This window comes from Streptomyces sp. NPDC002490, assembly GCF_040296045.1.
Taxonomy (GTDB): domain Bacteria; phylum Actinomycetota; class Actinomycetes; order Streptomycetales; family Streptomycetaceae; genus Streptomyces.
Window position 1 is genome coordinate 1 of record NZ_JBEOWM010000067.1, and the last position, 12,382, is coordinate 12,382.

General features: G+C 72.2%; 12 protein-coding genes. 7 read left to right on the forward strand and 5 right to left on the reverse strand.

What is annotated here, in order from left to right; all coding sequences use genetic code 11:
- Nucleotides 1-212: 212 nt before the first annotated feature.
- The 5 genes from ABT092_RS28130 to ABT092_RS28150 all read left to right on the forward strand — a co-directional run bounded on the left by ABT092_RS28130 (nt 213) and on the right by ABT092_RS28150 (nt 4,288).
- A complete protein-coding gene (locus ABT092_RS28130) occupies nt 213-1,088 on the forward strand; it encodes a glycosyltransferase family 2 protein (RefSeq protein ID WP_351248773.1) in 876 nt (291 codons plus the stop codon).
- A gap of 109 nt (nt 1,089-1,197) precedes the next feature.
- A complete protein-coding gene (locus tag ABT092_RS28135) occupies nt 1,198-1,617 on the forward strand; it encodes a hypothetical protein (protein WP_351248775.1) in 420 nt (139 codons plus the stop codon).
- Nucleotides 1,617-2,972, forward strand: coding sequence for a hypothetical protein (locus ABT092_RS28140; protein ID WP_351248777.1), 1,356 nt, complete (start codon nt 1,617-1,619; stop codon nt 2,970-2,972). Before ABT092_RS28135 ends, ABT092_RS28140 begins: the two co-directional genes overlap by 1 nt.
- Nucleotides 2,973-2,977: 5 nt before the next feature.
- Nucleotides 2,978-3,853, forward strand: a complete 876-nt coding sequence (locus tag ABT092_RS28145; RefSeq protein WP_351248779.1) for a hypothetical protein — start codon at nt 2,978-2,980, stop codon at nt 3,851-3,853.
- A gap of 117 nt (nt 3,854-3,970) precedes the next feature.
- On the forward strand, nt 3,971-4,288 hold the full coding sequence (locus ABT092_RS28150) for a 4a-hydroxytetrahydrobiopterin dehydratase (RefSeq protein ID WP_351248781.1): 318 nt from the start codon (nt 3,971-3,973) through the stop codon (nt 4,286-4,288).
- Here the strand turns inward: ABT092_RS28150 and ABT092_RS28155 are convergent.
- From ABT092_RS28155 to gadC, 4 genes are read right to left on the reverse strand one after another with little or no spacing between them, the layout of a single operon-like run.
- Nucleotides 4,242-4,796, reverse strand: a complete 555-nt coding sequence (locus tag ABT092_RS28155; protein ID WP_351248783.1) for a potassium channel family protein — start codon at nt 4,794-4,796, stop codon at nt 4,242-4,244. The genes ABT092_RS28150 and ABT092_RS28155 overlap by 47 nt on opposite strands.
- Complete coding sequence (locus ABT092_RS28160; RefSeq protein ID WP_351248785.1) at nt 4,793-6,178, reverse strand: dipeptidase; 1,386 nt, start codon at nt 6,176-6,178, stop codon at nt 4,793-4,795. Before ABT092_RS28160 ends, ABT092_RS28155 begins: the two co-directional genes overlap by 4 nt.
- Before the next feature lie 4 nt (nt 6,179-6,182).
- Entirely contained in the window at nt 6,183-6,620 is a 438-nt protein-coding gene (locus ABT092_RS28165) for a hypothetical protein (protein WP_351248787.1), read from the reverse strand.
- Complete coding sequence (gene gadC / locus ABT092_RS28170; protein WP_351248789.1) at nt 6,617-8,113, reverse strand: glutamate/gamma-aminobutyrate antiporter GadC; 1,497 nt, start codon at nt 8,111-8,113, stop codon at nt 6,617-6,619. The genes ABT092_RS28165 and gadC overlap by 4 nt, the downstream gene beginning before the upstream one ends.
- Nucleotides 8,114-8,352: 239 nt before the next feature.
- Between gadC and ABT092_RS28175 the strand changes: the two genes are divergently transcribed.
- Nucleotides 8,353-10,704 carry an ATP-binding cassette domain-containing protein gene (locus ABT092_RS28175; protein WP_351248791.1) on the forward strand — a complete coding sequence of 784 codons (2,352 nt, stop codon included), beginning with the start codon at nt 8,353-8,355 and terminating at the stop codon, nt 10,702-10,704.
- A 144-nt stretch (nt 10,705-10,848) separates the two neighbouring features.
- Nucleotides 10,849-11,583: a siderophore-interacting protein gene (locus ABT092_RS28180; protein ID WP_351248793.1), complete on the forward strand. Its 735-nt coding sequence runs from the start codon at nt 10,849-10,851 to the stop codon at nt 11,581-11,583.
- A gap of 106 nt (nt 11,584-11,689) precedes the next feature.
- Here the strand turns inward: ABT092_RS28180 and ABT092_RS28185 are convergent, their stop codons facing one another.
- The gene (locus ABT092_RS28185) at nt 11,690-12,277 is read right to left on the reverse strand and encodes an HhH-GPD-type base excision DNA repair protein (RefSeq protein ID WP_351248795.1); all 588 of its coding nucleotides are present in this window, start codon (nt 12,275-12,277) and stop codon (nt 11,690-11,692) included.
- Nucleotides 12,278-12,382 lie beyond the last annotated feature (105 nt).

Here is a 12,382-nt window from a genome sequence, read left to right on the forward strand (position 1 = left end):
GGTGACCGCGCTCCCGGCGCGGGCCCTACCGCGCCGGGAGCGCGGTCACCGCCGCCCGCCCCGCCCGAGGCCCCGAGCGGGACCCCGAACGCCCCCTGGCCGGGGCGGTCCGCTGACCCCGCGCCCCGTACCGTGCCCCGCCCTGCCGGTCGCCGGACCGCCCGCGGGTAGGCTCGGCCTCCGGCAAGGCGGCGTACGGACGGAGTTCACCAATGGGTCACCCGCGCATGGGCATCGCGATCCTCACCATGGGCAACCGCCCCGTGGAGCTGCGCGCCCTGCTGGACTCGGTGGCCCGCCAGGACCTCGCGCCGACCCGGGTGGTCGTGGTGGGCAACGGCGCCCCGCTCCCGGAGCTCCCCGCGCACGTGCACGGCGTGGAACTGGAGGAGAACCTCGGCGTCACCGGCGGACGCAACGTCGCGATCGCGGAGCTGCGCCGGTTCGGCGACGTCGACGTGGTCGTGGACCTCGACGACGACGGGCTGCTCGTCGAGACCGACGTGCTCAGCCGGTTGGCCGCGCTGCACGCGGCCGACGACCGCCTCGGCGTCGTCGCGTTCCGCATCGCCGACGAGCACGGCGAGACCGCGCGCCGCCACGTGCCCCGGCTGCGCGCCTCCGACCCGATGCGCGGCGGCGAGGTCACCACCTTCCTCGGCGGCGGCCACTCGTTGTCCATGCGGATGCTGGACCGGGTCGGCGACTGGCCGGAGGAGTTCTTCTTCGCCCACGAGGAGACCGACCTGGCCTGGCGCGCCCTGGACGGCGGCTGGCGCATCGTCTACGAGCCCGCGGTGCTCCTCCAGCACCCCAAGACCTCCCCGGCCCGGCACGCCGTCTACTACCGGATGACCGCCCGCAACCGCGTCTGGCTGGCCAAGCGCAACCTACCCGCCCCCCTGGTCCCCGCCTACCTCGGCACCTGGACGCTGCTCACCGTGGCCCGCACCCGCTCGGCGCCCGGCCTGCGGGCCTGGGCCGGCGGCTTCTGGGAGGGCGTCCGCACCTCCGGCGGGCCCCGCCGCCCGATGCGGTGGCGGACCGTCGCCCGGATGACCCGGCTGGGCCGCCCGCCGGTGATCTGACCCCGCCCCCCACCGGCGGAGCCCCCTTCGCTCATGGCTGCGACGAACTGCCGGCCTTGGATACGGTGAAACACAGGGCAGGACACGCCGTGCGATCAAGGGGGGCACGTTGTCGTTCGCAGCGGAATGGGACCAGCTCAAACAGGACGCACTGCGCAAGCAGGCGGACCGCACTCGACTCGCGTCCGCGGGGACCGGGCCGCCGGCCGGCGGCCCGGAGCCGGACCTCGGTTTGGCCCCGGCACCGGTACGGGCCAAGGCGTCCGCCCTGCGGACCGCTCAGGGCCAGGCCCGCGGCAAGTCGAAGCTCGACGACGCGGAAGCCGCCGGCCGGACCCACCGCGGCTGGGACGCCGGGGCGGCCAGCGACTCGTGCGTGGGCATGTGGCAACGTCGGCTCCGCGAACTCGGCGACCTCGTCGACGGTGCCGCGAAGTCCTTGACCCGGGGCATGGACGAGCAGATCAGCGACGACGTCTCCGTCGCAGCGGAATTGAAGCGGTCCGCCGCCTGGCTGGAGGGCGCCTGATGGCCGTCTCCGTCAGCGACCTGGACGAGGCCCGCCCCCAGCAGTGGCGGGACGCCGCCGACGACGTCCTGGCAGCGGCGCGGCAGTGCGACGAGTTGGGCGACCACGCCCGCAACGAGGTCGCCGCCACCTTGAAGCAGTGCTGGGTGGGCGAGGCGGGCCGGGCCGCCCGCGAACGGTTCGTGGAACACGCCGACGACTACGAGGCGGCGGCCCTGGCCCTGCGCGCCATGGCGAGGGCCTACGACGAGTTGGCGAACGCCGTCGAGAACGCGCAGCGCGACCTGCGCGGGGGCCTCGACTACGCACGCCGCAACGGGCTGGTGGTGGACGAGAGCGGGCGGGTCCAGTTCTCGCAGGATGACCTGGTGGAGGGGGACGCACCGGAGAAGGCGCTGTTGACCCAGGCCCACGAGGTCATCGCGGACGCCCTGTACAAGGCCAACGAAGCGGACGCCGACGCGGCCCGCGCGCTGCGGACAGTGGAGGGAATGATCCTGCTGCGTGATCCGAAGCTGGTCAGGGAAGCACTGGACGGGGGTCCGCTCGCCGTGGCGCTCCGGTTGAGCCACGGGCTGGAAACCGACATCCACCCCATCAACGTCCCCCGCCACGTGCTCGACTCGGTGAAGACCGCCTCGGCGGAGACCGGGATCAGCCGCAAGCTGCTGCTCGCCGTCCTCTGGCAGGAGCAGCAGTGGTACCAGAACCACAGTCCCGGGCTCAGCGGCCCGGTGACGGAGGCGGGGCGCTTCCTCAACTGGGCCGCCTCACAGACCCTGAAGCCCGACAAGTCCCTGGGCATCACCCACATCAAGCCCGCCACGGCGCGGAGGGTCCTGGACGAGTACCCGAACCGTTTTCGCCTGACGGACGGGCGGACCCTGAACGACGCCACCGACGCCGAACTGGCCGCGGAGATAGAGTCGAACCCACAGCTGGACGTGCGGCTCTCCGCCCACTACTTGGCCATGTTGCAAGAGGATGAGCACGGCGCCACGACGGACAAGCAACTGTTCACCCTGTACGCGGCCGACTCCTCCGACGTACGGGAGAAGAACGAGCAGTTCGGCGACGACTCCGACTACCGCGGCCACTCCATCCAGGCCCGGGGCCGCAACTGGGACCGGATCGAACCCCATCTGGACGACGCGATGGCCTGGCACGACCTCACCGACGGGGAACGAACCCGGGCCATGGAGCAGTTGGAGTCGCAGACACCCGCCGGACACCATGTCGCCCTGGCCCCGATCTACGCCACGGAAGGCCCGACGACGGGGTCCGGCACCGGCGAACCCGAGCCGGGAACCCCCTCGCCGAGCCCCGGTCCGGCTCCCCGACCTCCTGGAGACTGAGAAACGTGAAGAGGACCACGACCACAGTGGCCGCCTGCCTGGCCCTGCTGCTCACCGGTTGCCTACCCGAGCGCAACAACTCCTCGGCCCCCCTGGAACCACTCCCCGCGAACGTACCGGACGAACCCCGCTACCAGACCGCCGACCAGGTCCGCGAAGCAATGGAAAAGGGCGGAGTGGACTGCCGCTTCCTACGCCGAGGACTGGAAGAATCCACCACCCGCAGCGCCCTCGAATGCGCCTTCGAGAACCAAGGCACCACGGTCCAGGCCCAGATCACCGTCTTCGACCGGAACTTCATCACCGAAGGCGAAATGGGCCGCCTCCTCGCATCGGGCCGGACCGCACCCTTCAGCAAGGTGACCGTCGCCGCCGGCAACTGGTACATCCGCCTCCTCCCCTCCGACACCATGTCCCACGCCCGCAAAGTCGCCAAGGCCCTGAACGCCGTCGCCCTGCCCAAGCTGATCCCCCTCCCCGACATCCCCGACACCCCCCGCCGGACCACGCTCGAAACCGTCGCCGACCAACTGAACGAGATCGCCCCCTGCACCGAACGGAAGGAGAGGGACGGGTTCCTCCTGTGCACCAGCGCCCCCAAGGACCTGCAATGCTTGAAAGCGAACAAGGGCTCCAACGTCATCCTGTGGATCTACCGCAACGGAACCGAACGCGACGAACACCTCCGCGCCCTCCTCACTGACGAATCCACGAATCGCAAGCTCGTCACCGCCGGAAACTGGGCCGCGTCCTTCTGCGACCTGGAAACCGCCGAGGCCCTGTCCGAGAAGCAGCAGGCCCGCCTCATCCTCCACCGCCCCGGCGGCAGGCCGTACCACCCCTCCCACACCCCCGAGGAAGCCACCTCCCCCGCACCGTGACGCGGAACGCCGCCGCCCGGCCCCACCGCGCCCCTGCCCGTACGAATCGGACGCCCCCGACCGCCCCACGGTGTACAACGGGCCACAGCACCGCACCCACGCCCCAGGAGTCGCCCCGTGCCCCCCACCGCACCCCTCACCCCCGCCGAACTGGACGAGGCCCTGGCCGGACTGCCGGGCTGGTCGGTCCGGGACGGCGAGCTGACCGCGTCCTACGCCGTCGAGCGCAGCGACCTGCCCGCCCTGTACGCGGCGGTGGCGGCGGTCGAGGACCGGGCCGACCACCACGCCGCGGTCAGCATCCTGTACGCCACCGTCGGCTTCGCGTTGAGCACCCATGACGCGGGCGGGGCGATCACCGCGAAGGACACCGCCCTGGCCGCCCGGATCAGCGAGCTCGCCGACCGGCACGGCGCCCGGCCGAGCGGGACGTGACCCGGGAGCGGATCCGGGTCGTCACCGCGGTGGCCGCCGCGGTGAGGAAGACGAAGGTGTAGACGATCTGGAGGATCACCACCACCCGGGCGGACTGGCCCCGCGCGGTGATGTCGCCGAAGCCGACCGTGGCCAGGGTGACGACGGTGAAGTACAGGGCGTCCACCCGGGTGGCGAGTCCGTCGAACTCGCCGGGGTCCCGGGCCAGCGCCCGGTAGGCGACGGCGAAGACCAGCACCGTGGCGCACATCAGGACGATGATGGCGAACGCCGGATGGGTGCCCTCGCGCTCCAGCAGCACGTCCCGGATGTGGCGCAGGATCAGCAGCGCGATCAGGGCGAGCCCCAGCGCGAACACCGTCCAGCTCAGCACCGGACGTTCCGGGCCGAACGCCTGCTCGGGGACCAGGAAGTAGGCCGTGACCAGCAGGGTCACCGCGCTTCCGATCGCGGTCCAGCGCCGCACCGGGTCGGCGACGCGGTGGCCGGTGGGCGGCGGCCGGGTCACGCCCGCGGTGCCCGGGCCGCCGTCGCGTAGTGGCGCAGGAAGCGGGCCTCCACCTCGGCCATGTGGCGGATCTCGGAGGGGTCCACGCTCTCGTTGGGCGCGTGGATCAGGCAGCGGGGTTCCTCGACGCCCATGAGGATGATCTCGGCCCGGGGGTAGGTCTCGGCGAAGACGTTGCAGAGCGGGATGGAGCCGCCCTGGCCGAGGAACTCCATGGGCCGGCCGTAAACCTCGGTCATGGCCCGGTCCAGGGCCGCGTAGGCGGGGCCGTCGGTGGCGGCGCGGAAGGGGGAGCCGCCGCTCTCGGCCTCGACGGCGACCCGGGCGCCCCAGGGCACGGCCCGCTCCAGGTGGGCGGTGAGCGCGTCGCGGGCGGTGTCCGGGTGGGTGCCGGGCGGGACCCGCAGGCTGACCCGGGCGCGGGCGGTCGCGGGGACGGCGGCGGAGGACCCGACGACGGGCGGGCAGTCGATGCCGAGGACGGTGACCGCGGGCCGGGCCCAGAGCCGGTCGGCGACGGTGCCGGTGCCGGTGAGCCGCACCCCGTCGAGGACTCCGGCGTCGCGGCGGAACTGCTCCTCCTCGTAGCCGACGCCGTCCCAGGTGCCGTCCGCGGGGAGTCCGTCGATCCGGGTGCCGCCGTCCGGGTCGCGCAGCGAGGCGAGGGCCTGCACCAGGGCGGCGAGGGCGTCGGGGGCGGGGCCGCCGAACATGCCGGAGTGGATCTCGCCGGCGAGGGTGGTCACGGTGACCACCACGTTGGCGAGCCCGCGCAGCGAGGTGGTGGCGGTGGGGACGCCGACCGCGGCGTTGCCGGTGTCGCAGACCAGCAGGGCGTCGGCGAGGAGTTCCTCGGGGTGCTGGGCGACGTACTGCTCCAGCCCGCCGGTGCCCTGTTCCTCGGAGCCCTCGGCGACGAACTTCAGCCCCACCGGGATGCCGTCCTCGCCGAGCGCGCGCAGCGCGGTGAGGTGCATGACGATGTTGCCCTTGCAGTCGGCGGTGCCCCGCCCGTACCAGCGGCCCTCGCGTTCGGTGAGGGTGAACGGCGGGGAGTGCCAGGCGTCCTCGCCGAGCGGGGGTTGCACGTCGTAGTGGCAGTAGAGCAGGACGGTGGGGGCGCCGGGCGGGGGCGGTCGGTGGCCGATGACGGCGTGGCTGCCGTCCGGGGTCTCGGCGAGGTGGACGTCGCGCAGTCCGACCGCGGCGAAGGCGTCGGCGACCCAGCGGGCGGCCCGGGCGCACTCCTCGGGCGGGTACTGGCGGGGGTCGGCGACGGAGGGGATGGCGACCAGGTCGGCGAGGTCGGTGCGGGCCCGGTCCATCAGGGCGGCGACGGCCGCGCCCAGCCCGTCCGGGTCGGGGGTGGGGTGGTCGGTCATCGGGTCACCGCCTGACGGTGTCGGAGGTCTTGAGGTCGTCGATGCGGTCCTGGATCTGCTTCAGCTGGTCGGGGCAGTAGACGCCGAGGACGATCGCCTCGGCCTCGACGACCTGCCGGTCGGAGATCACCGGGCGCTGGCCGGGGCCGGTGGCGCCGTTGGAGAGGTTGACCTTCCACAGCGCGGACTTGAGGGCGGCGTCGGGGTCCTGGCAGACGGGCCCACCGTCGGTGCCGAGGGTGCGGGCGACGGCTTCGGGGTCGGGGCGCCGGAAGCCGTCCGCCTCCAGCATGTCGGCGAGTTGCTCGGCCTTCTTCTGGGCCTCGTTGGTGGTGCGCACGGTCTCGTACTGGACGATGCCGATGACGACCAGGGCGACGAGCAGCAGGATCGCGCCGATGTAGATCCACTTGTGCTGGTCGGCGAAGCGGGTGGGGCTCATGCGGTCCTCCCCTCCCCCTCCGCGGCGGCGTCCTCGCCGACGTGGGTGCGCCAACTGGGTTTGCGGAGCTTGAGGAAGGCGAACGGGATCAGCAGGCCGAGGACGACCAGGCCGCCGGCGACGATGCCGACGTAGGCCCACACGCTGCCGCCGCCGAACTGGGAGGAGGGCACGAAGCCGATGGCGAGGGCGGCGAGGGAGGCGAGCAGTCCGACCGCGCACAGCAGCGGCAGGGCGGGCGCGCGGTAGCCGCGCGGGTGGTCGGGCTGGGTCCTGCGCAGCCGTACCGCGGCGACGAACATCAGCAGGTAGACGATCAGGTACACCTGGGTGGTGATCACCGAGAAGATCCAGTAGACGCTGGAGACGTTGGGGATCAGTGCGTACATCAGGGCGATGGCGGTGGTCACGACGCCCTGGGTGACCAGGATGTTCTGCTGGATGCCGTGCTGGTTGAGCTTCTGGAGGAAGGGCGGCAGGTAGCCCTCCTCGCGGGAGATCAGCAGCAGGCCCTTGGAGGGACCGGCGAGCCAGGTGAGCATGCCGCCGAGGGAGGCGGCGATGAGCGCGACGGCCGCGATCGGGGTGAGCCAGCCGATGTGGAAGTACGAGAAGAAGGCGTCGAACGCCTGCATCACGCCGGCGGTGAGGCTGAGTTGGTCGGCGGGGACCACCCAGCTGATGGCCAGCGCGGGCAGGATGAAGATCAGCAGCACCAGTCCCATGGCGAGGAACATCGACTTGGGGAACTCGCGCGGCGGGTCCTTCAGCGAGGAGACGTGGACGGCGTTCATCTCCATGCCGGAGTAGCTGAGGAAGTTGTTGACGATGAGGACGAGGCTGGCGAGGCCCGTCCACTGGGGGAAGAGGTTGGCGGCGTCCATCGGCGCGGCGGACGGGTTGCCCTGGCCGAGGAAGACCAGCCCGAGGACCACCAGCAGGGTGCCGGGCACCAGGGTGCCGATGATCAGGCCCCAGGAGGAGAGTCCGGCCAGGGTCTTGGTGCCCCGGGAGGAGACCCACACGCCCGTCCAGTACAGGACCATGATCACGATGGCGGTGTAGACGCCGTTGGCGGCGAGCGCCGGATCGATGATGTAGGCGATGGTGCTGGCGACGAAGGCGAGCAGGCTGGGGTAGTAGAAGATCGTCATGGCGAACTGGCACCAGACGGCGAGGAAGCCCAGCGGCTTGGAGAGCCCCTCGCTGACCCAGCGGTAGACGCCGCCGCTCCAGCCGGAGGCGAGTTCGGCGGAGACCAGGGAGGTCGGCAGCAGGAACACGACCGCCGGCACCAGGTAGAGGAACACACAGGCCAGGCCGTAGACGGCCATGGTGGGGGCGGCCCGCAGACTGGCCACCGAAGCGGTGGTCATCAGGGCCAGGGTGACCCAGGTGAGGGTGGGGTTGGCGGCGCCGCCGGCCGCCGCGGCCCGGGATTCCTGCCGCGCCGCCGGGCGGGGGGCGTCCTCCGGTACGTCCATCGCGCTCACTCGGCCACCTCGCACCGTCCGGTTGGTCTGGGGAAGGACACGACGTCCCCACGTTCCGCCGGGGGCGGCCGGCCGGCGACCCGTTGGGCGCCGTCCGGGTGACGCCCGCCGACCGGCGGGAACGGCCCGGGGCCCGCCAACATCATTTGCGTACAGCGTATTCAGTTTCCTGTACCCTGGGCCGCCGACACCACCCGCAGGCGGCCCAGCACACCGCCGCCAGGCGCCCGAGGAGAGTCATGCCGGCCGAGGCCGACCACCAGCACCGCACCACCACCCCGGGCGGCACGCCCCCCGACGCCGCGCGGCACACCGCGGCCGACGGCCACCACCACATCGAGGTCCGCGGCGCCCGCGAGAACAACCTGCGCGGCGTCGACGTCGACATACCCAAGCGCCGGCTGACCGTGTTCACCGGCGTCTCCGGCTCCGGCAAGTCCTCCCTGGTCTTCGGCACCGTGGCCGCGGAGTCCCAACGGCTGATCAACGAGACGTACGCCAGCTTCGTCCAGTCGTTCATGCCGCCGCCCAACCGCCCCGACGTGGACGCGCTGCGCGGCCTGAGCGCGGCGATCGTCGTCGACCAGGAGCGGATGGGCGCCAACTCCCGTTCCACGGTGGGCACCGCGACCGACGCGTACACCCTGCTGCGGATCGTCTTCAGCCGGATCGGCACCCCGCCCGCCGGCCCGGCCCACGCCTTCAGCTTCAACACCGCCGAAGGCATGTGCCCCGCCTGCGAGGGCCTCGGCCAGGTCTCCGAGATCGACGTGGACCAGGTGGTGGACCGCTCCCTCTCGCTCGACGAGGGCGCCGTGCTGGTCCCGGGGTACGCCGTCGACTCCTGGTCGTGGAGGGTACTGGCCGAGTCCGGCTTCTACGACCCGGCGAAGAAGGTCGCGGAGTTCACCGAGACCGAACTGCACGACCTGCTGCACAAGCCGACCACCAAGGTGAAGATCGGCACCAGCAACCTCACCTACGAGGGCCTGGTCCCCCGCATCCAGCGCTCCTTCCTCTCCAAGGACCGCGAGTCGATGCAGCCGCACGTCCGGGCCTACGTGGACCGCGCCGTCGTCTTCGCCACCTGCCCCGACTGCGCCGGCGCCCGACTCAACCGGGCCGTGCTGGAGTCACGGATCGACGGCCGCAACATCGCCGAGTGCGCCGCCCTCCAGATCAGTGACCTGGTCGCCTTCCTGCGCGGAGTCGACGCCCCCTCGGTCGCCCCGGCACTGGCCGGCCTGGTCCACCTGCTCGACTCGCTGGTGGAGATCGGCCTCGGCTACCTCAGCCTGGACCGCACCTCCGGCACCCTCTCCGGCGGCGAGGCCCAACGGGTGAAGATGGTCCGCCACCTCGGCTCCGCGCTCAGCGACGTCACCTACGTCTTCGACGAGCCCACCACCGGACTCCACCCGCACGACATCCAGCGGATGAACGGCCTCCTGCTGCGCCTGCGCGACAAGGGCAACACGGTGCTGGTGGTGGAGCACAAGCCCGAGGTCATCGAGATGGCCGACCACGTGGTGGACCTCGGCCCCGGCGCCGGATCGGACGGCGGGCTGCTCCAGTACTCCGGCGACGTGGCCGGGCTCCGCGCCTCGGACACCCTCACCGGCCGCCACCTGGGCCACCGGGCCGCGCTGCGCACCGAGGTCCGCAAGCCCACCGGGCAGTTGTCCGTCGAGCACGCCACCCTGCACAACCTCAAGGACGTCTCGGTGGACGTGCCGCTCGGCGTGCTCACCGTGGTCACCGGGGTCGCCGGCTCCGGCAAGAGCTCCCTGATCCACGGCCACCTCGCGCACCGGGACGGGGTGGTGGTCGCCGACCAGGCGCCCATCCGCGGCTCGCGCCGCTCCAACCCAGCCACCTACACGGGCCTGTTGAGCCCGATCCGCACCGCCTTCGCCAAGGCCAACGGCGTCAAGCCGGCCCTGTTCAGCGCCAACTCGGCGGGCGCCTGCCCCGGGTGCAACGGCGTCGGCCTGGTCTACACCGACCTGGCGATGATGGCCGGCGTGGCCTCCGTGTGCGAGCAGTGCGAGGGCCGGCGGTACACGCCCGAGGTGCTGGAGTACCGGCTGGACGGCAAGAACATCAGCGAGGTGCTCGGCATGTCGGCCGCCGAGGCGCACGCCTTCTTCCCCACCGGCCCGGCGCACCGCATCCTGTCCCGACTGAACGACGTCGGGCTCGGCTACCTGCGGCTCGGGCAGCCGCTGAACACCCTCTCCGGCGGCGAGCGCCAACGCCTGAAGCTGGCCATCCACATGGCGGAGAAGTCCTCGACGTACATCCTGGACGAGCCCACCACCGGGCTGCACCTGGCCGACGTGGACAAGCTGCTCGCCCTGTTGGACCGGCTGGTGGACGACGGCAACTCGGTCATCGTCATCGAGCACCACCTCGCGGTGATGGCCCACGCCGACTGGATCATCGACATCGGTCCGGGCGGCGGCCACGACGGCGGCCAGGTGGTGTTCACCGGCACCCCGGCCGAACTCGTCGGAAGCGCCGACGGCCACCCGGGCGCGGAACGGTCCCTGACCGCCCGCCACTTGCGGAGGTACGTCCACGGTTCCTGACCGGCCGGGGCGGCGTCGACCGGGCCCGACACCCGGATCCAGGTCCGGACTCGCCAGATCACGTGAGGTTAGGCTAACCTAACTTCAACGCCCCCGGGGTTACGAGTCACCCCGGGGGCACCTGACGACGCGAGGAGCGCGGTGATGGGACACGGTTGGGAGGGCGCCGTCCTCAAGCTGCTGCGCGGCAAGGACTTCACCTTCACCGTGACCGACACCGAGGCGGTCAACGACCGGCTGCGCCGCATCCGCCTCAGCGACGGGGGCATGCTCGCCGCGACCGGGACCCACCCCACCATGTGGGTGCGGCTCTGGTTCGAGCGGGCCGGCAAGCCGCACCAGCGCGGCTACACCCTGGTCGACCCGGACCCCGAGAAGGGCACCTTCGACCTGGAGTTCGTCCTCCACCCGGGGCCGGCCAGCGACTGGGCACGCGCCGCCCGCCCGGGCGACACCATCGAGGCGACCGTGCACGGCACCGAGTTCACCCGCCCCGAGCCCGCCCCCACACACCTCTACGTGATCGGGGACCCCGCGTCCCTGCCCGCGATCAACTCGCTCCTCGACGAGCTGGGCGAAGCCTCCGCCACCATCTGGTACGAGACCTCGCACCCGCTCGACGAACGGCTGCCGATGCGGCTCGACCCCGCCCGGCACCAGCTCCGCACCGTCCTGCGCCGCGACCAGGGCGCCGGACTGGTGGAGGAGATCCGGTCCACCCTCCCGGACCTCCTCCGCAGCCACCGGAGCACCGACGAGTACTACGTCTGGGTCGCCTGCGACACCGTCACCACACGGTCCCTCGCGACGTACCTGCGCAAGGAACTCTCGGTGCCCAAACCGCGCGTCAAGGCCCTCGGGTACTGGCGTCCGGCGTAAGCAAGGGGGTGGTCGCACGGTCCTTTCCCAGTGACCGTGCGCCAATCGGCGGACCCGGGCTGTGGCGGCTCTCAGCCCGGTTCCGCCCCTTACGCACGCCGTGCCTTCAACCGCCCTTGGCCCGCTTGGCCGCCGCCTTCGCCTCCTGCTTGTGGGCCCGCACCCGGGCCAAGGACTCGGGCCCGGTGATGTCGGCCGCCGACCGGTAGCTCCCCTCGGCCCCGTACTCCCCGGCCGCCTCCCGCCACCCCGTCGGCCGCACCCCCAACTGCTTGCCCAGCAGCGCCAGGAAGATCTGCGCCTTCTGCTTGCCGAACCCCGGCAGCTCGCCCAGCCTCTTCGCCAGTTCCCGTCCGCTGCCCGCGTCCTCCCACACCGCCTCGGCCCGCCCGTCGTACTGCTCCACCAGGTACCGGCACAGGTTCTGCACCCGCCCCGCCATCGACCCCGGATAGCGGTGCACCGCGGGCTTGCGCGCCAGCAGCTCGGCGAACGCCTCCGGGTCCTGCTCGGCGATCTCGTGCGCGTCCAGGTCCTCCCGCCCCATCCGCTGCGCGATCGTGTGCGGCCCGGCGAAGGCCCACTCCATCGGCACCTGCTGGTCCAGCAGCATCCCCACGAGCGCGGCCAGCGGGCTACGGCTCAGCAAGGCGTCCGCCGCCGGCTCCTGCGCGAGGTGAAGGTTCACGTCCATGCTCCGATCATGCGGCCCGGGGCCCGGCCCCGCACACGCGGCGCCCCGCGACCGACGGCAAGGTCACGGGGCGCCGCGTCTCGAACGGACCTGCGGTGTCATCCG